General features: G+C 38.7%; 15 protein-coding genes and 3 pseudogenes. 16 read left to right on the top strand and 2 right to left on the bottom strand.

Annotation, left to right across the window (positions count from 1 at the left end; translation table 11 throughout):
- The first annotated feature begins 22 nt into the window (after window positions 1-22).
- From JCM15457_RS01095 to JCM15457_RS01125, 7 genes and pseudogenes are all read left to right on the top strand, one after another.
- Window positions 23-925: a hypothetical protein gene (locus JCM15457_RS01095; protein WP_034986719.1), complete on the top strand. Its 903-nt coding sequence runs from the start codon at window positions 23-25 to the stop codon at window positions 923-925.
- Window positions 926-1,134: 209 nt separating this feature from the next.
- Window positions 1,135-2,322 (top strand): elongation factor Tu, encoded by a 1,188-nt coding sequence (gene tuf / locus JCM15457_RS01100; RefSeq protein WP_034986720.1) that lies wholly within the window; start codon window positions 1,135-1,137, stop codon window positions 2,320-2,322.
- Between the two features lie 326 nt (window positions 2,323-2,648).
- Window positions 2,649-3,964: pseudogene (gene tig / locus JCM15457_RS01105) on the top strand (trigger factor).
- A 162-nt stretch (window positions 3,965-4,126) separates the two neighbouring features.
- Window positions 4,127-5,374 (top strand): ATP-dependent Clp protease ATP-binding subunit ClpX, encoded by a 1,248-nt coding sequence (clpX, locus tag JCM15457_RS01110; protein WP_034986722.1) that lies wholly within the window; start codon window positions 4,127-4,129, stop codon window positions 5,372-5,374.
- 163 nt (window positions 5,375-5,537) lie between these two features.
- Window positions 5,538-6,958 (top strand): annotated as a pseudogene (gnd, locus tag JCM15457_RS01115) (NADP-dependent phosphogluconate dehydrogenase).
- Between the two features lie 441 nt (window positions 6,959-7,399).
- Window positions 7,400-8,086, top strand: coding sequence for a response regulator transcription factor (locus JCM15457_RS01120; protein WP_034986724.1), 687 nt, complete (start codon window positions 7,400-7,402; stop codon window positions 8,084-8,086).
- Window positions 8,086-9,630 carry a HAMP domain-containing sensor histidine kinase gene (locus tag JCM15457_RS01125; protein ID WP_034986726.1) on the top strand — a complete coding sequence of 515 codons (1,545 nt, stop codon included), beginning with the start codon at window positions 8,086-8,088 and terminating at the stop codon, window positions 9,628-9,630. Before JCM15457_RS01120 ends, JCM15457_RS01125 begins: the two co-directional genes overlap by 1 nt.
- A gap of 155 nt (window positions 9,631-9,785) precedes the next feature.
- On the opposite strand, the gene yidC is transcribed toward JCM15457_RS01125, so the two are convergent.
- Both yidC and JCM15457_RS01135 read right to left on the bottom strand, forming a co-directional pair.
- Window positions 9,786-10,724 carry a membrane protein insertase YidC gene (gene yidC, locus JCM15457_RS01130; protein ID WP_034986728.1) on the bottom strand — a complete coding sequence of 313 codons (939 nt, stop codon included), beginning with the start codon at window positions 10,722-10,724 and terminating at the stop codon, window positions 9,786-9,788.
- Window positions 10,725-10,862: 138 nt separating this feature from the next.
- On the bottom strand, window positions 10,863-11,135 hold the full coding sequence (locus JCM15457_RS01135; protein WP_034986730.1) for an acylphosphatase: 273 nt from the start codon (window positions 11,133-11,135) through the stop codon (window positions 10,863-10,865).
- Window positions 11,136-11,251: 116 nt separating this feature from the next.
- On the opposite strand from JCM15457_RS01135, the gene JCM15457_RS01140 reads away from it, so the two are divergent.
- The 9 genes and pseudogenes from JCM15457_RS01140 (at window position 11,252) to JCM15457_RS01180 (ending at window position 20,365) form a co-directional block, all read left to right on the top strand.
- Window positions 11,252-12,025, top strand: coding sequence for a TrmH family RNA methyltransferase (locus JCM15457_RS01140; RefSeq protein ID WP_034986732.1), 774 nt, complete (start codon window positions 11,252-11,254; stop codon window positions 12,023-12,025).
- Between the two features lie 101 nt (window positions 12,026-12,126).
- Window positions 12,127-12,627: an HD domain-containing protein gene (locus tag JCM15457_RS01145; protein WP_034986735.1), complete on the top strand. Its 501-nt coding sequence runs from the start codon at window positions 12,127-12,129 to the stop codon at window positions 12,625-12,627.
- 95 nt (window positions 12,628-12,722) lie between these two features.
- Window positions 12,723-13,058, top strand: coding sequence for a winged helix-turn-helix transcriptional regulator (locus JCM15457_RS01150; RefSeq protein WP_034986736.1), 336 nt, complete (start codon window positions 12,723-12,725; stop codon window positions 13,056-13,058).
- Between the two features lie 355 nt (window positions 13,059-13,413).
- Entirely contained in the window at window positions 13,414-14,460 is a 1,047-nt protein-coding gene (gene pheS / locus JCM15457_RS01155; RefSeq protein WP_034986738.1) for a phenylalanine--tRNA ligase subunit alpha, read from the top strand.
- A 12-nt stretch (window positions 14,461-14,472) separates the two neighbouring features.
- Entirely contained in the window at window positions 14,473-16,884 is a 2,412-nt protein-coding gene (gene pheT / locus JCM15457_RS01160; protein WP_034986739.1) for a phenylalanine--tRNA ligase subunit beta, read from the top strand.
- 140 nt (window positions 16,885-17,024) lie between these two features.
- Window positions 17,025-18,164, top strand: coding sequence for an endolytic transglycosylase MltG (gene mltG / locus JCM15457_RS01165; RefSeq protein ID WP_034986741.1), 1,140 nt, complete (start codon window positions 17,025-17,027; stop codon window positions 18,162-18,164).
- Window positions 18,165-18,215: 51 nt separating this feature from the next.
- A complete protein-coding gene (udk, locus tag JCM15457_RS01170) occupies window positions 18,216-18,869 on the top strand; it encodes a uridine kinase (RefSeq protein ID WP_034986744.1) in 654 nt (217 codons plus the stop codon).
- Between the two features lie 102 nt (window positions 18,870-18,971).
- Window positions 18,972-19,449: pseudogene (gene greA / locus JCM15457_RS01175) on the top strand (transcription elongation factor GreA).
- 163 nt (window positions 19,450-19,612) lie between these two features.
- A complete protein-coding gene (locus JCM15457_RS01180; protein WP_034986747.1) occupies window positions 19,613-20,365 on the top strand; it encodes an NADPH-dependent oxidoreductase in 753 nt (250 codons plus the stop codon).
- Window positions 20,366-20,409 lie beyond the last annotated feature (44 nt).

The following is a 20,409-nucleotide window of genomic DNA, read 5'->3' on the forward strand; positions in this document are numbered from 1 at the left end:
TTTTTGTTAAGGAGGATTGGCGATGGATAAGGATTACGCTTTATTACTTAAGCAAGGAACGGCCGCACTTGAGGGTAACGCATATGAAAAAGCCAGCGCATTGCTGACAGAGTGCTACTCGGAGAAAAAAACTTTTAGAGTTAACTTTTTATTAGTAACTGCATTTGCGAAACAGGGGGAGTATGTTGCTGCCGGAGAATTGGCTGAAGAATATCTTTCAGAGTATATAAAGAATAACAATTATTTTGAAAAATACATTCTTATTAATGCTAGAGCGGGGCGCTTTGTACATCTAAAGAAGCTTATGTTGTCAATTGACTCTTACTTGAATAAGGAAGAAAGGGTCAGTTTCACGAGCATGCTCGCTGAAGAAGAGGTTTCTTTTGCGGCAGAACATAGAGATAATGTCGATAAAATGCGAAAAAAAGTTATGCATTGTGGCCAAGCAGGGCCACTTGAACAGAGAAAACTTTTCAAGCAAGCTTATTTACTGCCCAGCAGTGTTTTCTTACAGGTCGGTAAATACTTGCTTAGTGATCCGGATGTTCATTCATTGATAAAGTCGAATATTATAGATGATTTTAGAACTTTGAAAATTGCAGAAAAAATTTCATTTTATTTTTGCGATCAAAAAACATACACGCTTGTACCTAAAAAATTGCACGCGCTGGAACAAACGAACACCTACAGTTACTTTCAAACAAAACTCATGGATGATAAAAATCAGATTTTACAAAATCAACTTTGGCGCGAAGTGCGCTTGAAACTTATTTTGCTTTATCCATTTGAGCAAGAAATAGTCCTTCCCTCTGAAAAGTGGCTTCATGCTTTTTTGTTGGATGAATCATTGGCAGGCTATCCAAAAAAGATTAAAAAATGGGCAAAGATTCTTGAAAATGAACTTTCAAGCTGGAAAATACAATAAAATATGCCATTTTGAAGACAATTTATTTTTTTCAAACATAAGTATTTACAAATAGAACTCGGGTCTATATAATAGCTTAAGGATTCTTCTTTACGGGATAACTAAAACTTGGTATTTTCGTGTAGAAGTAGTATAATAAAAGTTAAAGGATTATCGGCAATTGTTTTTGTTGCGGATTTTTCTTGCAAAAATACAGGAGGTTCGTATTAATGGCAAAAGAACATTATGAAAGAACAAAACCCCATGTAAATATTGGTACAATTGGCCATGTTGATCATGGGAAAACAACTTTAACAGCTGCTATCACAAAGGTTTTGGCAGCTAAGGGATTAGCAAAGGCTGAAGATTATGCTTCAATCGATGCTGCTCCAGAAGAACGTGAACGTGGTATTACAATCAACACTGCTCACGTTGAATATGAAACAGAAAAACGTCATTATGCACATATTGATGCCCCAGGACATGCTGACTACGTTAAGAACATGATTACTGGTGCCGCTCAAATGGATGGTGCTATCTTGGTTGTTGCTGCAACTGATGGTCCTATGCCACAAACACGTGAACATATCTTGCTTGCTCGCCAAGTTGGTGTTGAATACATTGTTGTGTTCTTAAACAAGTGTGACTTAGTTGATGATGAAGAATTATTAGACTTAGTTGAAATGGAAGTTCGTGAATTATTAAGCGAATATGATTTCCCTGGTGATGATATTCCAGTTATCCGTGGTTCTGCTTTGAAAGCCCTTGAAGGCGATGCAGATGCAGAAGCTAAGATTCAAGAATTGATGGATACTGTTGATGAATACATCCCAACTCCAGAACGTCCAACTGATAAACCATTCTTGATGCCAGTTGAAGATGTTTTCACAATTACTGGTCGTGGTACAGTTGCTTCTGGTCGTATTGATCGTGGTACAGTTAAGGTCGGCGATGAAGTTGAAATCGTTGGTTTGAAAGATGATATCTTGAAGACAACAATCACTGGACTTGAAATGTTCCGTAAGACACTTGATCTTGGTGAAGCTGGTGATAACGTTGGTGCGTTGTTACGTGGTGTTAACCGTGAACAAGTTGAACGTGGACAAGTTCTTGCAGCACCTGGTTCAATCCAGACACACAAGAAGTTCAAGGGTGAAGTTTATATCTTGACTAAAGAAGAAGGTGGACGTCATACTCCATTCTTCTCAAACTATCGTCCTCAATTCTACTTCCATACAACGGATGTTACTGGTGTTATCGAGTTGCCTGAAGGTGTAGAAATGGTTATGCCTGGCGATAACGTAACATTTACAGTTGAATTGATCGCTCCAGTTGCTATTGAAAAGGGTCTTAAATTCACTGTTCGTGAAGGTGGACGTACAGTTGGTGCTGGTGTCGTTTCAGAAATCGACGACTAAAGTTGAGCTAAACAAAGAAGTTCGGATTTTTCCGGACTTTTTTTGTACATAAGAATGAAGCACTCTGAGAAGTGCAGTTTGACATACTCTAGGGCATGTTTTAATAGTTAAAAACACATATTAAGCAATATGATTGAAGGCCAAGCGGCTAGATTAGTAGCTTAGCGAAGATTTTAAAGAAATACTAGGTCGATTCGAACTAAGTTCAGATGCTTTTTGCTTTTTTTAGCAAGATTTATTTACAATTTGCTTCAACTACGGTAAACTAGCTTAGTATGCAATTAGTAAATAAATTGTACAAATTTTTTTCGCGCGGAGGGAAAATAATGTCTACAAAATGGGAAAAACAAGGTGCAAACACAGGGAAATTAACCTTTGAGATTACACCTGATAAAGTAAAAGAAGCTTAGATGCCGCTTTTAAACGTGTTAAGAAAAATCTAAATGTACCAGGATTCAGAAAGGGTAAAGTTCCTCGTCAGATCTTCAATAGAATGTATGGGGAAGAATCACTGTATCAAGATGCTTTGAATATTCTATTGCCAGAGGCATACTCAGCGGCAGTGCAAGAAGAAAAAATCAAACCAGTTGACCAGCCTAAGGTTGATGTTGAAAGCTTAGAAAAGGGTAAAAACTGGGTTTTGGTTGCTGAAGTCACTGTTGAGCCTGAAGTTGAGCTTGGCGAATATAAGAATTTAGAGGTAACGCCTCATCCAACACGTGTGCTTGTGGCAGATATCGAGGCTGAGCTTGAGAAGAGACGCCAACAACAAGCCGAGTTAGTTTTGAAAGAAGATGAACCGGCTAAGAAGGGCGATACAGTAATCATTGATTTTGAAGGTAAAATTGATGGAGACCCCTTTGAAGGTGGTAAGGCAGAAAACCATTCGCTTGAATTAGGCTCAAACTCATTCATCCCTGGATTTGAAGATCAATTGATCGGACATAAAGCTGATGATGAAGTAGCTGTCAAAGTTACTTTCCCAGATGATTATCAAGCTGAAGAATTAAGGGGAAAAGAAGCAATTTTTGATGTTACGATTCATGAGGTTAAAGAAAAACAACTTCCTGAATTAGACGATGATTTTGCTAAAGATATAGATGAAGAAGTTGATACGCTCGAAGAATTGAAAGCAAAAATCAAAGATGAACTTAAAGAAAAGAAAGTTGCTGAGGCTAAGGCTGCAATTCAAGACGAGGCAATTGATTTGGCTGTGGAAAATGCTAAAATTGGTGAAATTCCTGAAGCAATGCTTGAAGATGATATTCATCGTCAAATTGACCAGTATCTTGCGGGAATGCAACAGCAGGGTATCAATGCGGAAACATACTACAAATTGACTGGTACGACGGAAGCTGACTTGCACAAACAATTTGAAAAAGATGCTGAAAAACGCGTTAAGACGAATTTAGTGCTTGAAGCAATTGTTGCTAGCGAAGATGTTGATGTAACTGATGATGATATCGATGCTGAAATTAAAAAATTAGCAGACCAGTACAACATGGAACCAGATGCTGTTCGTTCAGCGTTGAGTAATGATATGTTGAAACATGATATTGCTATCCGCAAAGTTGTTGATGAAATAGCTGATTCTGCAAAACAGACTCGCGAAAAAAAGACGACGGAAAAAGAAAAGAAATAAATAATTAATTAGGTTTATAGATGATAGCTGATCACGTTGGACTTTTTTTATCCAACGTGATTCTTTGTTTATTGAAGGCATTTTTTTTAAAACTAACTATTAGCGTTTATGATGTTAGTTTGTTAGAATGTAAAGATAAAGATGGTATTAAGGGGGATAAAAATGTTTGAAAATACGGATAAGAATGGGCCGGTCGTATGTTCATTTTGTGGAAAATCCCAAGACCAGGTAAAAAAAATTGTTGCGGGTCCCGGAGTATATATTTGTAATGAATGTATTGATTTATGTAAAGAAATAATTGATGAGGAATTCAAGGAACAAGCTTCAGAAGAATTGTTGAACGTACCTAAACCACGTGAAATTGTTGATATTTTAAATCAATATGTAATTGGGCAAGAACAAGCAAAAAAGACTTTGGCAGTGGCAGTATATAATCATTATAAGCGTGTTAATGCAGCTTTAGATGACAGTAATGATGATACTGAATTGCAAAAAAGTAATATTTGCTTGGTAGGACCAACAGGTTCAGGGAAAACATTTTTAGCACAGAGTCTAGCTAAAATCTTACGTGTTCCCTTTGCAATTGCGGATGCAACAACTTTGACTGAGGCTGGTTATGTAGGTGAGGATGTTGAGAATATTCTCTTAAAACTATTACAAAATGCTGATTTTGATGTTGATCGTGCTGAACGAGGAATTATCTACATTGATGAAATTGATAAAATCGCCAAAAAAAGCGAAAATGTTTCAATTACGCGTGATGTTTCAGGTGAAGGTGTGCAGCAGGCACTTCTGAAAATTTTAGAAGGTACAGTTGCTAGTGTTCCACCTCAAGGTGGTCGTAAACACCCGCAACAAGAACTTATTCAGATTAACACAACAAATATTTTATTTATTGTTGGTGGTGCTTTTGATGGAATCGAAACGATGGTCAAGAATCGTTTAGGTGACAAAGCAATTGGTTTTGGAGTGGACACGAAGCAATCCTACGATGAAAACAAGAGTTTGATGCAGCAGATTATTCCAGAAGATTTATTGAAATTTGGTTTGATTCCTGAATTTATTGGCAGACTCCCAATTTTAACGGCACTTGAAAAACTAGATGAAGATGATCTTGTGCGAATTTTAACGGAACCCAAAAATGCTTTGGTTAAGCAATATGCCAAACTTTTGGACTTAGATGATGTCAGTTTGAAATTTGAACCGAGTGCGTTGCAAGAAGTAGCACGTCTTGCAATTGAACGTAACACAGGAGCACGTGGATTGCGTTCGATTATTGAAAATACGATGCGGGATGTTATGTATGAAATTCCAAGCCGAGATGATATAGATCAGGTGGTTGTTGATAAGGCAAGTGTGGATGGTAAGCGACTTCCAAAACTAGTAGTGGATGATAAGAAAGCTTCTTAAGCATATTTACCATGAAGCCAAGAAAAGTGAATTTCTTGGCTTTTTGCTTGGGTTAAATGTAAGAATATTTTGCTTTAGCAGGATAATTTAGTAATGCTGCTTTAATTTTAGTCGTGTTTTTGGTAACATTAGGAAGTAAGTGAATAACGTAGGAGGTTTGGTCATGGATAAGCCACAAATTGGTGTGATCGGTATGGCAGTTATGGGTAAGAACCTTGCTCTTAATATTGAAAGCCGCGGTTACACTGTAGCTTTATATAATAGAACGGGTTCAAAAACAGAAAAGGTGGTCGCTGATCATCCTGAAAAACATCTGGTTCCAAGTTATTCGATCGAAGAATTTGTCAACTCTTTGGAGACTCCTCGTCGAATTATCATAATGGTCAAGGCTGGGGCACCAACTGATGGAATGATCAAGCAATTACTTCCGTACTTGACTAAAGGAGATGTCCTGATTGACGGAGGAAATACCTTCTTTGAGGACACGGTGCGGCGGAATGCTGAACTTGATCAATCTGGGATCAACTTCATTGGAATGGGTGTTTCAGGTGGTGAAAAAGGCGCACTTGAAGGTCCTTCATTAATGCCAGGTGGGCAAAAGGCTGCTTATGATTTAGTGGCACCTATTTTAGAAAAAATTTCAGCTAAAGCAGAAGATGGAACACCATGTGTTACTTATATCGGGCCTAATGGTGCTGGGCATTATGTCAAGATGGTTCATAATGGGATCGAATATGGGGACATGGAATTAATATCAGAAAGCTATAATTTGTTGCGCAATGTCCTGCAGTTAAGTGTTGAAGAGATTGCGGCGATTTTTGAGGACTGGAACAAAGGTGAACTGGACAGTTATTTAATGTCGATTACTGCTGACATTCTTACGCGCAAAGATGATGAAGGAACAGGTAAACCGATTGTTGATGTTATTCTTGATCGGGCAGGCAATAAAGGGACTGGAAAGTGGAGTTCACAAAGTGCACTTGAACTAGGTGTTCCACAGTCACTGATTACAGAGTCTGTATATGCGCGTTACATCTCAGCTTTGAAGAGTGAGCGCGTTGCGGCGAGCCATGTTTTGAATGGTCCTAATTTAGATGATTTAAACATTGATAAAAAAGCATTTGTTGAAAAAATTAGACAGGCTTTATACTTCAGTAAAATAATGAGCTACGCACAAGGCTTTGAACAATTGCGTGTTGCATCAGAACACTATGATTGGAAACTTAAGTATGGCGATTTGGCATGATTTGGCGTGAAGGCTGCATTATTAGAGCACAATTTCTCCAAAAAATTACCGATGCATTCAATAAAGATGAGACATTAGATAACTTAATGTTAGATCCTTATTTCAAGAATATCACAGATAAGTATCAAGCTGCTGTTCGAGATGTTGCTTCACTCGCTATTAAGGCAGGTGTTGCTGTACCAGGATTTACGGCTGCAATTACTTACTTTGACCAATATCGTTCTGAAGTCTTGCCAGCAAACATAATTCAAGCACAAAGAGATTACTTTGGTGCGCATACCTACGAACGGACAGATAAAGAAGGTACTTATCACTACGAGTGGTATCACGAAGAATAGTTTTTGTCTGGTTATTCTGAAACTGACATTTGAGTCAGTAGTTGAACGGTAGTGCATCTCATTTAGAATTCAAATAATATGCGCTGCTTTTTTTAGACTCCGCTCTGCCTTTATTATTCTCAATAATTCAGAAGTTGAGTAGTTTTATGGATCAGTCTGAAATACTTTGTCGTGCTTCAAAGTGTAATGTCTACGAGACTCAGGGGTCGAGGCAACAGATGTTTAGTTGTTTTGTGTGTCTATTTAAGTGAAAGAGCAATGGATCAAAAGGATTCATTGTTTTTTTTAAGGTTTCGATTAGAAAAAATAGCGGGTAAAGAAAAAATATTTAGCGAAGCGGACGACTATTTTTATTTTTTATGTTAAATTAAGCTTAGATAATGCTTAGATAGTGATGTTAAGAGATATTTTAAACAATAGAAAGTTATAGGAGTGTACACGATGAGTCGAATTTTAATAATTGAAGATGAAAAGAATCTCGCTCGGTTTGTTGAGCTAGAATTACAACATGAAGGTTACGAAACTCAGGTCCATTATAATGGACGTACGGGGCTTGAGGCGGCTTTAGAACAGGATTGGGATGCCATATTACTGGATTTAATGTTGCCGGTTTTAAATGGGCTTGAGGTGTGCCGTCGAGTTCGTCAAACAAAAAACACGCCGATTATCATGATGACGGCTCGTGATTCGGTGATTGATCGGGTTTCCGGACTTGATCATGGAGCAGATGATTATATAGTTAAGCCATTTGCAATCGAGGAATTGTTGGCACGCTTGCGCGCGCTTTTGCGGAGAATTGATATTGAAAGTGAGCAAAATGCTTCCAAACAGACCAAGGTTACCTACCGGGATCTAACAATTGAGAAAGAAAATAGGGTCGTCCGGCGTGGAGATGAAATCATTGAACTGACTAAACGCGAATATGAACTACTGCTTGCTTTGATGGAAAATGTCAATGTTGTTTTGGCTCGCGACGTTCTATTGAAGAAGGTGTGGGGTTATGAATCTCAAATCGAAACTAATGTAGTAGATGTATACATTAGATATTTGAGGAATAAAATTGATCGTCCTGATGAGGAAAGTTACATTCAAACTGTTCGTGGAACTGGATATGTGATGCGTTCGTGATGAAAAACAAGGTAAAAAAAACACAAGATAGGAAACGTGCATATAGGTTTTCCTTGAGGATGAAATGGTCAGTCGGAACTGGGATTGGTGTTTTGTTGATTTTTGCTGTTTTTGCAGCCTTGTTGTACCAAAGTTTTTCAAATATCTTGTTGAGACAGGAAAAACAATATGTAACAGATGCAGTTGGAGTTGTATCGGAACGTTTAAGCCATGACAGTGGTGAACTGACGGACAGCAATGTTAAACCGTTGCTTAGTTCGAATTTTGATTCGGTTGAAGACAGACAAGGTGCTTCATCCAGTCTATATTCTGACTCGCTTTTTGTGACTTTGTCACGAAAAAATATTGGTGTCAGTGTATATAATTTGGACGGGAAAGGGTTGTTTGCCTCCCGCAGAGTTCCGATCAAGTTTGACCGTGTGGGACCTGCAGAGAGAATAAAAAAAGTCAACGGAACAAATGTTTATGTTCGCCGCAGCGCGATTTATACTAAAAAAAATCATGAGCTGCGAGGATATGTTCAGGTTACAAACCGTTTAGTTGAATATGATGCGGCACGTAATAAACTTCTTCTAATTTTCCTTGTATTTGGTTTAACAGCGGTCTTACTCTGCTCTTTGCTAGGATACATTTTATCCTTGTGGTTGCTCCGGCCGATTGATGATATCAACGAGACAATTGATAAGATCAATGAAGCAGAAGATGGAGATCCAGTCGCAAATATTCGTGTTCCTAAGCTAAGATATAATGATGAACTTTCAAATTTGGGAAATTTGTTTAACGATATGCTTGACCAAATGCAACGTTATATTGAGCAGCAACAGCAGTTTGTGGAAGATGTTTCGCATGAATTACGTACACCAGTTGCGATAATACAGGGACACCTTGAGTTATTGAATCGTTGGGGAAAAGACAATCCAGAGGTATTGGCTGAATCAATTTCTGCTTCTTTGCAGGAAATAAACAGAATGAAGAGTTTGGTCCAAGAAATGTTGGATCTTTCCCGGGCAGAACAGGTGGAGATTCATTTTGGTAAGGAAATTACTGATGCACGTGAAGTCGTTTTGCAGGTTTTTAATAATTTTAAAATGATCAAGCCTGATTTTGTTTTTGTGCTGGATGATGATCTAAATGAACGAACTGCAGTACAGATGTACCGCAATCACTTAGAGCAAGTTTTGATTATTCTGTTAGACAACGCTGTAAAGTATTCGACAGAACGGCAAGAGATCCATTTATCTGTTGCCAAAAATGCGCGTTATGTTGATATTGCTGTTCAAGATTTTGGTGAAGGAATTTCACAGCAAAATATCAAGCGTGTGTTCAATCGCTTTTATCGTGTTGATAAAGCTCGCAGCCGCGATAAGGGTGGTAATGGATTAGGCCTATCAATTGCACAGCGTTTGATCGAAGGCTATCATGGCAAACTGACAGTGGAAAGCGTGCTAGGGCAAGGGTCAGTTTTTAGGATTTCATTGCCAATAGTTCAAAAAGACAGTAAAGCATCAGACATAAAAAGCGAAAATAACGGTATTGCAAAATAATTAAATTGTGCGTGGCGCAAGTGGTGCAAGCAGCGGCGAAATATGAGCATTAAAACACAATGATTTGCGCAAATGTAAGACAAAGAGGATGGTCAAAATAACTTTTGACCATCCTCTTTAAGTTAAGATTAAATTTAATTTGTTAAAAAATAAGATTAACGACGTTTTTGTTTGCCAGCATTTCGTTTTCGATTGTTATCATGGTTGCTGTTTGTATCCTTTTTCTGTGTATGCTTGGAGCTACTTGCCTCTTGTGGAACAGACTTTGTTGCAACACTCGAAACAACAGGTTTTTTGGGTGGATTCTTCTTCATTTGAGCCTGTATCTCAGCACGGATCTTAGGACGCATCATGTTGATAAGCAAAGTTTGAATACATGCGAAAATTCCACCAATAAAGAAGTAAAGTCCCAAGCCCGCAGGGGAAATAATTGTCATGAACGTAATCATAATTGGACTGATCAGCATCATTGACTGCATTTGCTTTTTCTGTTCTTTAGGTATACCAATCGTTGAGAGGTACCCTTGAAGTGCATAAACAATAAATGAAAGAACTGTGAAGGTAAAACTTGTTTTACCTAAGTTGATTCCCATAAAGTAAGAGCTGGAGAGTTCAGGTGAATACTGAATTGCTGCATACAATGCGGCAAAGATCGGCATCTGAATCAACAATGGGAGACAACCGATACCGCCAGTCATGGAGATACCGTTATCACGGTAAATCTGCATCATTTCCTGACTAACAGCGGCTTTTTCTTCTTGCGTTTTCGCTTCTTTTTGCCGTTTTTGAATATCCGCCATTTGTGGCTTGACTGAAGCCATTTTCTCTTGCTGAATCGTTGCGTTCTTTGATTGCTTGAGCATAACAGGAAGTAAAGCCATTCTAACAATGAAGGTAATGACGATGATGGCCAGCCCATAACTGCCGCCTAAGTGGTTTGACAGCCACATGAGCAAGTGCTGACCAGGTATTGCCAAATGATCGTAAATCAACCCATAAGGTTTGCCGCTTTTTGTTCGTTGAACACAGCCGCTGAGAAGTAGTGTAAGTGTCAGCAAGGCTGGAATCAAACTTAATCGTTTTATTTTTTTCATTATTCATACCCTTTCAAATAAACTACGGTTATAACTATACTGTATTACCTCTTTTTTTTCAATCAGCTCATTGAGGAGTGGAGTCTAAAAGGTATTTTTTAATTATAAGAAAGAGTAAGTTTAATAAACAAAAGATAGTTAGTATGTGATTTGAAAACCCGAATAGTCAATAGGCGGTATTTTCCTTATAATCATTTTATCAACCTTACCGCTTGGTGTAGGTGAGGCTTTGATACGATTGATGAAGGTTTCCAGTTTAGTAAGCTCACCTTGTGCTTCAATATAAACAGAACCATCAGCATCATTTCGGACGATCCCGGCAATACCAAGGTCCTCAGCAACTATCTTAGTGCAATACCTGAAGCCGACACCTTGAACGCGTCCATAAACGTGTAGTTTAACTGCTTGCATAGTAGACCCTCCCTTGTGATCTAAATGATATTATTATATATTCAGTATAAACGAATAGGCGAGGATTTTGCTATACTTACAGTTTATTTTAGCGATGTGAAGGGAAAAGTAAAATAATGAAAGTAATTCGGTCAGTACAAAATAAGCAAGTTAAAGAATGGAAAAAATTATCTACTAAGAAGGGAAGAAAGAAACAAAATGCGTATCTTTTAGATGGATGGCATCTAGTGAAAGAAGCTCTCGCGGCGAGAAGCGAGATAAAATTGCTGCTAGTAACAGAAGATTTTAAGTATCGCGCCGAATTTGAAGAGATGAATACGCAGAACAGTGAAGAAATTATCATTTCTGAAGAAGTTGCTAAGCATTTAAGCGAGACACCGAGTCCGCAAGGAATTTTTGGAGTTATCGCGCTGAAAAAAGAGCAGTCTACACCAGTGTCACTGCAAGGGGGAGCATGGCTGATGCTTGATTCAGTGCAGGATCCGGGGAATATTGGAACAATGGTTAGGACAGCCGATGCTGCTGGCTTTACTGGGGTCATCTTTGGCGTTGGCACGGCGGATGTTTATCAACCGAAGGTAGTTAGGGCTATGCAAGGAAGCCAGTTTCATATCAAGTTGATTACGGCCTCCTTAAGTGAATGGATACAGCAAATGCATAAAGAAAATATGCCAGTTTTTGGAACAGAATTGAATCCAGCAGCAAAACCGTACGATGAAGTTGGAAAATACCGTGATTTTGCAATTGTTATGGGAAATGAAGGCAATGGAATGAGCGAAGAAATTTTAAGTACAACAACAACCAATCTCTACATCCCGATAAAGGGTCATGCTGAGTCACTGAATGTAGCAGTTGCTGCTGGAATTCTGATGTTTCAACTGAAAAGATAATTTTTAAGTTTATTTAAATGAAAGAAAATTTAAGTTCATTTAGATTGCAAATTGTCTGAAATCGGTTATCATAGAATTATAATATTAAAAAGGGGAATTGCATGAAGACAAATGAATGGCGTGATGATTCCGAGTATATGAGTTATGTCGGCGTATTGCTTGATAAACCCGAAGTTCAAAAGCTTGCGGAATTTAAGCAGCATTATTTTTCTAATCGGCTTGAGCATTCGATTTCCGTATCTTATGACAGTTACCGGATTGCTAAGAAGTTTCACTTGAATGCAAAAGCAACTGCACGTGCTGGACTGCTGCACGATCTGTTCTACTATGATTGGCGTACAACGAAGTTCAGTTCGGGGACACATGCATGGATTCATCCCCGTATTGCAGTGCGCAATGCAGAAAAGATAACGACTTTAACCAAATTAGAAAAAGATATTATTATCAAACATATGTGGGGAGCAACGGTAGTGCCTCCTCGTTACTTAGAAGGCTATATTGTGACTTTTGTTGATAAGTATGAAGCAACATCCGAGGTAGGTGTTCCGTTGTTGGAACGCTACGAGTCGAGGTTCAAGCATGGCTTTGGATTTATTAAGTGAGTAGTAGTTGGGAAGATCTGCATATTATGCATTGTGGATCTTTTTTTGTACAATAATTATAGTTAAGTGTAGGACTTGTAGATGGAGGTGAGTTAATGGTCAAGATAGCCGATAGTTATGAGCAGTGTCCTTTTTTTGAGAAAACATTCAGTATTCTAGGACGCAAATGGAACGGACTCATTATTGATGTTTTATTGACTGAAGGTCCGCAACGTTTTAAAGATTTAGCAAGCAAGGTTCAGAGATGCAGTGACCGGGTACTTGTGGAACGGTTAAAGGAACTTGAAGAGGCTGGATTAGTACAGAAGGTCTCGTTGGAAGACAGTTGCCGTTCTTGCTACTGTCTAACGGATAGCGGCGAGGATTTGCGGGATATCATGCGTAAGTTGCATCGCTGGTCTGTAAAGTGGTATGACTTGGAAGATTGCTAATGAGTCTTGACGGATAAGTAATTCAAGTTTAGAATAGTGAACTAGTGAAAGACGAAGACGGAAAAAAGTACAGTTGATATTTAAGCAATTTAAGAGAGGAACATACTAGCTGCAAGTGTTCCATAGATATCACTCGAAGTTCACTTCCTGAGTTGCCGCTGGGATTCGTAAGATGAATAGTGTGCCGGTTGTTTCATGGCCGTTAACATGTTAAGTGTCGGTACAATCAAAAATTGGTTGTACTGGAACAAGGGTGGTACCGCGAGACCTCGTCCCTTTTGGGGACGGGGTTTTTTGTGTCTTTTTTTATAACTGTCATACAGAGTTTGTTTTGAAATGAAAGGAATGAGATGTTTTGGGATTAAAAGATAAGTTAACTGAACTGAAGGAAAATGCACTTAAAGAAATCAACACCGCTGAAGATTTGAAGAAAATCAATAGCATTCGCGTTAATTTGTTAGGGAAAAAAGGTCCAATCACAGAAGTTTTACGCGGAATGCGTGATCTTCCAAAAGAAGAGCGACCTAATGTGGGTAGCTTTGCTAATAAGGTGCGTGATGAGCTTACCAGTGCAATCGCGGAAAGAAAAGAGCGCATTGAAATCATTAAAATTTCAAAGAGACTAGAGGAAGAAAAAATTGATGTCACTTTACCAGGAGTACCAGTAAAGGCTGGACAACCGCATATTATCATGCAAGTAATTGACCAGATTGAAAAACTCTTCCTTGGGATGGGTTATCAGGTAGTGGATGGACCTGAAGTGGAGGAAGATCATTATAATTTTGAGATGATGAACTTACCTAAAGATCACCCAGCGCGTGATATGCAAGATACATTTTATATAACAGATAAACTTTTGATGAGAACTCAGACATCACCCGTTCAAGCAAGGACGATGGAAAAACATGATTTTTCGAAAGGTCCATTGAAAATGATTTCTCCTGGAAAGGTTTACCGTCGCGATACAGACGATGCTACCCATTCACATCAATTCCATCAAATTGAAGGACTCGTGATTGATAAAAATATTACAATGGCAGACTTGAAAGGGACTCTGCAGCTTATTGCAAGAACTGTTTTTGGTGAAGAACGTGAAATTCGATTGCGTCCGAGTTATTTTCCGTTTACCGAGCCTTCTGTTGAGGTTGATGTGTCCTGCTTTAAGTGCAACGGGCAAGGATGTTCTGTCTGCAAAAACACCGGCTGGATAGAAGTCTTAGGCGCAGGTATGGTTCACCCTAACGTTTTGAAAATGTCGGGGATTGATGCAGATATTTATGGTGGTTTTGCATTTGGATTGGGGCCAGACCGTTTTGCAATGCTGAAATATGGTGTCGATGACATTCGTGAATTTTATTTGAATGATGTGCGTTTCTTAAAACAATTTTCACAGAGAGGGTAGGATAGATTAAATATGAAAATTTCAACGAAATGGTTAAGTGATTATGTTAATGTAGATGTTGAACCTCAAGTCCTTGCTGAAAAAATTGAAAGAACAGCGGTAGAAGTCGATGAGGTATACCGCTTAGAAGATGGATTAAAGAAAATTGTCGTTGGAGAGACATTGAAGGTTGCAGCTCATCCGAATTCTGATCATCTGCATATTTGCCAAGTCGATGTTGGTGAAGATGAGCCGCTACAAATTATTTGTGGCGCACCTAATATTGCAGCGCATAAAAAAGTTATTGTTGCGCTCCCAAATTCACGTATCGCTGGCAATGTCAAAATAAAACGTGGCAAAATGCGGGGTGAGGTGTCAGAAGGAATGATTTGCGCACTTCAAGAGATCGGTTTTACTGAGGGGGTTGTTCCTAAAAAATTTGTTGATGGGATTTACTTTTTGCCAGATAATGCTGAGCCTGGAAAACCAGTTTATCCATATCTAGGAATGGACGAGGATATTATTGATCTTGATGTTACCCCTAATCGTGCAGATATGTTGAGCATGCGCGGAACAGCTTATGAAATAGCTGCTATCTATAATAAGAAGGTTTCACTACCTCATTTGGAAGTTAAGGAAAGTACAAAAGATAACGTTGCTGATTATTTGAAGTTAAAGGCAGATACTGAGTTAGCCTCAACTTATCTGATGAGATTAATTAAAAATGTAACAGTTAAAGAGAGTCCACTGTGGCTGCAAAAACGTTTGTGGAATGCAGGTGTTCGGCCACTCAACAATATTGTTGACGTGACTAATTATGTTTTGATGGATTATGGCCAGCCACTGCATTCTTTTGATTATGGAAAAATCAATGGTAATAACATTACTGTCAGACTTGCGAAGGCTGGTGAAATCCTAACGACGCTTGATGAGCAGGAACGTGAATTGGATGAACATGATATTGTAATAGCGGACGACAAGGGTCCGATTGCTTTGGCTGGAACGATGGGCGGACAAAGCACCGAAATTGATGGTGGAACGACCACAGTTGCACTTGAAGCAGCAGTCTTTAATTCATCATTAATTCGTAAGACTGCTAGAAGACATAATCTGCATAGCGAAGCCTCTATGCGCTTTGAACGTGGGGTCAATCGTGCTACTGTTGCAGAAGCATTGAACACAGCTGCTCAGCTGATCGCTGATTTAGGCGAGGGTGAGATCGTGTCAGGTGTTGCCGAAGGCTCACTAGAAGCAACAACTCCTGTTGAAGTTAGTATCTCGCTGGATAAGATTAACAAGGTCTTAGGAACTGACCTGACAATTGATATTGTTGCAGATATCTTCAAACGGTTAGAATTCGGAGTGGAAATCAACAAGAATGTATTTACTGTTTCGGTGCCACCGCGTCGTTGGGATATTAGTATTCCAGCTGACTTAATAGAAGAGGTTGCACGTATTTATGGGTATGACAATTTGCCAGCAACACTGCCAAAAGGTGAACTGACACCCGGTCATTACAATTACACCCAGAAGATAATTCGTGAGACTAGACAGTTGCTGGAAGCAGCAGGATTGACACAAGCTGTTTCTTATGGATTAACGACGACCGCGAAGGCACAGCGTTTCTTAATGCAGCCTTCAGAGGCAACACAACTGAGTTTTCCAATGAGTTCAGATCGAACAACTGCACGAATGAACTTGATAAGCGGATTATTGGATGACATTGCTTATAATGTTGCACGAAAAGTTAAAAATATAGCTTTCTATGAGCAAGGAAGGGTCTTCTATAGAGAAAAGGGAACTGAGCGGCCTGTGGAAGTTGAACATGTCGCCGGAGCCTTGACAGGATTGTTTGAAACGGCAACGTGGCATAATACTAAAACGCCTGTAGACTTCTACCTGACTAAGGGCATTGTTGAACACTTGCTGCATACATTAGGAGTAACTGAGAACATCAGGTATGTTCAGGCTAATGGACATGAGGAAATGCACCCTGGAAGGACAGCAGATGTTTACGTTGGTAATGAATTTTTAGGCTTTCTTGGGGAAATACATCCAAATATAGCTAAAGAGTACCACATTGAACGCACGTATATTTTTGAACTGGATCTGAAAAAAATAATTACTATGCCTAAACAGCTTGAAATTTATACACCTATCTCAAAATATCCAGCAATTACTCGGGATGTTGCGCTAGCCGTCAATAAAAGTATTCAAAACAGTGAAATTGTGTCTTGCATCAGGAAAAATGGCGGTAAAAATCTAGCTAAAGTTGAGCTGTTCGATGTTTATGAAGGTGAACATATTGCGGTTAACTTTAAATCCTTAGCTTATAAATTAACCTATCAAAATAAGAAAACTACACTTCTTGATGAAGATGTAAGCAAGGACTTTGCTAAGGTGGTTGCCGAGTTAAAGAAAGAGTTTGACGCTGAAATTCGTTAATGCACACGTAACTAGACAAGAGATAACCTCCAGTATTTTTATAGATATAAAATTTTGATGGCTTTTCTATTATTCTTAATGCAAATTAAAAAAAAGTTTTTGTATAATGGAAAGAGCACTTTTACGAACGGAGGGATAGTTTGAATAACCAGAAAGATGAACACACTGATAAGAATAATGATAACAAGCCGAAACAAACAAAATTTGCGCGACAAATAGTTATAGGTGTTGTGCTTGTCATTATACTGTTAGTAATCACAATCAGTGTGATCGGGTACCGCTATGTAAATAGGGGCTTACAGCCGTTAGATTCAAATAGTAATGAAAAAATAGAAGTTAAAGTACCAATTGGAAGCACTACGAAGCAAATTGGAAGTATTCTCGAGGATAAAAAGGTAATTAAAAGTGGTTTTGTTTTTGATTATTATGTTAAAACTAAAAAGTATGGGCAATTTAAAGCTGGTTATTATGAGCTGCAACCTTCAATGACCCTAAAGCAGATCTCACAAAGACTGCAAAAGGGCGGCAGCAGTGAATCGCGTTATTCTGGTAAGGTATTGATTCGTGAAGGTGTGACGGCTGATTCAATTGGTGATACAATTCAGGCTAACACACGCTTTTCTAAGAAAGACTTTCTAGCTTTATTAAACAATCAAGAATTTGTTGATAAACTAAAAAATATATACCCGGACTTGTTATCTTCAGCAGCTAGTGCTAAGGATGTACGCTATAAGCTTGAAGGTTACCTCTATCCGGCGACTTACTATGCTGGCAAAAAGGTTTCTCTGGAAGAACTTGTGACGAAGATGGTCGCAAAGACAAACTCAGTAATGACCCCATATTATACTGAGGCAAAAAAGAAAAACATGTCAATCCAGCAAGTCATGACATTGGCGTCTTTGGTTGAACGTGAGGGTGTAACTGAAAAGGATCGTTACCGAATCGCCGGCGTTTTTGAAAATCGCTTAGATAAGGAAATGATGATTCAATCAGATATTTCGGTTCTTTATGCGTTAGGAAAGCATAAGAAAAATGTGACATACAATGATTTGAAAGTTGATTCGCCTTATAATCTATATCTCCACCAAGGAGTCGGTCCTGGGCCATTCAACAATCCTAGTCTAACTTCAGTCAAGGCGGTTTTAAATCCTGCTGATCGTGACAAAGGATACTTGTATTTCATTGCCAACATGAAGACTGGCAAGGTCTATTATTCAAAAACTTATGAACAACATCAAGGGTTGACAAGTAAGTTGGAAAAAGAGAATAATGCAAAATAAAGTTAAACGTGTTTCTTAGGACGACAATAGTGATTGCAAGGGGTATTTTCGATGACAGAACATTCAGTTAGACAGCGGCCGGTAATAATTGGTGTCACGGGAGGTTCAGGGAGCGGCAAAACAACAGTCAGTCGCGCAATTTTTAATCAGCTCCATGGATATTCATTAATGATGCTGCAGCAAGATTCATATTACAATGATCAGGCTGAGATGTCGCTTGCAGAGCGCAACAAAGTCAACTATGATCACCCAGATGCATTCGATACAGAACTGCTTTTGAGCCAGCTGCAGGACTTGTTGGAGTGGAAATCAGTGGCGATTCCAGTTTATGATTACAAAACGCGTACTCGAAGTGACAAAGTGTTTTTGCAAGAACCACGTGAAGTTATTATTATTGAGGGAATTCTAGTCTTGCACGACCCACGGCTGCGTGACTTGATGGATATTAAGGTTTTCGTTGATACTGATGATGATATTCGAATCATACGCAGAATTGAACGTGATATTAAAGATCGCGGACGCTCTTTGGACTCAGTAATTACACAATATTTGCAAACAGTTAAACCAATGTATCACCAATTTATTGAGCCAACTAAAAGGTATGCGGATATTATTGTACCTGAGGGCGGAAAAAATCAGGTAGCTATAGATTTACTAACGACGAAAGTCAGGGACGTATTGCGAACTAATCGAGCTCATAGTTAGCATAGAGCCGTTTGCATGTTATTAAGGGTGTTACTTTTCCTAAATCGCTCTTAGTGTGATACGCTATGGGCGTAATTAATTTTTATAAGAGGTGTATTATTAATGTCAGAAGAAAAAAAATATCCAATGACCCTTGAGGGAAAGAAAAAATTAGAAGAAAGAGCTTGAAACTTTACAAACATCAAAACGCGCTGAGATCATTGAACGCATTAAAATCGCTCGTGGGTTCGGTGACTTATCTGAAAATTCAGAATATGAATCTGCAAAAGACGAACAGTCATTTGTTGAAGGCAGAATTAAGACACTTCAACAAATGATAAACCATGCAGAAATTATTGATAACGGAAATGTCGCCGCAAATGAAATTGCAGTCGGTAAGACAGTAACTTTCAAAGAGTTACCCGATGAAGAGCCAGAAACTTATACGATTGTTGGGGCGGCTGAAGCTGATCCATTCTCCGGCAAAATTTCTAATGAATCTCCGATTGCCAAGGGTCTTGTAGGCTGTAAATTAGGGCAGGAGGTAACGATACCGACTCCCGGAGGTGACATGAAAGTTAAAATTTTGGAAGTCAAGTAGAAAAACTGCTTTATAATTTAGGTCAATTGAGTACAGTTCAAAAAATGCCATCATGGACCTCATTATTGAGGAATGAGGCTTTTTTTGGCTATTTAGAGTTTTTGGTAACTATTGGCTAAAACTTTATCGTTATCTAGAAATTAAAAAAAGCAGGAGGGTAAACATGATCAAAAATCAAACGACTTCTAAGCAAGTAACACACAGAACGATCCGTGCTTTTAAAAAGCGGAGTTTGAGCGTCGCCGAATTTGAAACGATAAAAGAGGTTGCCCGTCACACGGCAACTAGCATGTTCACACAGCAATGTTCAATTATGCATCTCACAGATGAAGATAAGCGAAAGCAGGTCAGACAGATAACAGGGCAGGATTATGTTGGCACTAACGGTGATCTTTTTATCTTTGTTGCTGATCTTTACCGCAACCAACAAATTCGGAAACAGTTGGGCAAAGACGATGGACGGCTGCATAAAGCTGATATGTTCATGCAAGCAGTTCAAGACACAGTTTTAAGCGTCCAAAATGTAGTCAATGCAGTTGAAAGTTTAGGGCTGGGTGCAGTTATCCTTGGCAGTATCAATAATGACCCTTTCAGATTACTTCAAACGCTGGAACTGCCTAAGATGACTTATCCCATATTAGGACTTCAAGTTGGTGAGCCAAATCAGGAGCCGCAATTGAAGCCACGCTTACCGTCAGAGTTTACTTTTTTTGAAAATAATTATGAGCGCGAAGTCGATATAGAAAAGTTGCATGACTACGATCAGATTGTACAGACTTATTATGATTTGCGTGATACAAATCGAAGAATAGATTCGTTTACACATCAAATGTCTTCTGAAAAGCTTGGCTTGCGTAAAACTAAACGTGATGAGTTGTTGCAAGCTATCCAAACACAAGGATTGTGTTTGGACTAACTGTAAAAGACCATTGCTTTTTCTACGATAAATTGGTATACTAT

The organism is Liquorilactobacillus sucicola DSM 21376 = JCM 15457, from assembly GCF_000612445.1.
Classification (GTDB): Bacteria; Bacillota; Bacilli; order Lactobacillales; family Lactobacillaceae; genus Liquorilactobacillus; species Liquorilactobacillus sucicola.

Excerpts from the sequence above, each read along its gene's own strand:
- pheT (WP_034986739.1), top strand. The coding sequence starts at position 14,473 with ATGAAAATTTCAACGAAATGGTTAAGTGATTATGTTAATGTAGATGTT.
- JCM15457_RS01135 (WP_034986730.1), bottom strand. The coding sequence starts at position 11,135 with ATGCAAGCAGTTAAACTACACGTTTATGGACGCGTTCAAGGTGTCGGC.
- JCM15457_RS01140 (WP_034986732.1), top strand. The coding sequence starts at position 11,252 with ATGAAAGTAATTCGGTCAGTACAAAATAAGCAAGTTAAAGAATGGAAA.
- JCM15457_RS01095 (WP_034986719.1), top strand. The coding sequence starts at position 23 with ATGGATAAGGATTACGCTTTATTACTTAAGCAAGGAACGGCCGCACTT.
- udk (WP_034986744.1), top strand. The coding sequence starts at position 18,216 with ATGACAGAACATTCAGTTAGACAGCGGCCGGTAATAATTGGTGTCACG.
- JCM15457_RS01125 (WP_034986726.1), top strand. The coding sequence starts at position 8,086 with ATGAAAAACAAGGTAAAAAAAACACAAGATAGGAAACGTGCATATAGG.
- clpX (WP_034986722.1), top strand. The coding sequence starts at position 4,127 with ATGTTTGAAAATACGGATAAGAATGGGCCGGTCGTATGTTCATTTTGT.
- tuf (WP_034986720.1), top strand. The coding sequence starts at position 1,135 with ATGGCAAAAGAACATTATGAAAGAACAAAACCCCATGTAAATATTGGT.
- JCM15457_RS01120 (WP_034986724.1), top strand. The coding sequence starts at position 7,400 with ATGAGTCGAATTTTAATAATTGAAGATGAAAAGAATCTCGCTCGGTTT.
- JCM15457_RS01150 (WP_034986736.1), top strand. The coding sequence starts at position 12,723 with ATGGTCAAGATAGCCGATAGTTATGAGCAGTGTCCTTTTTTTGAGAAA.
- JCM15457_RS01145 (WP_034986735.1), top strand. The coding sequence starts at position 12,127 with ATGAAGACAAATGAATGGCGTGATGATTCCGAGTATATGAGTTATGTC.
- JCM15457_RS01180 (WP_034986747.1), top strand. The coding sequence starts at position 19,613 with ATGATCAAAAATCAAACGACTTCTAAGCAAGTAACACACAGAACGATC.
- yidC (WP_034986728.1), bottom strand. The coding sequence starts at position 10,724 with ATGAAAAAAATAAAACGATTAAGTTTGATTCCAGCCTTGCTGACACTT.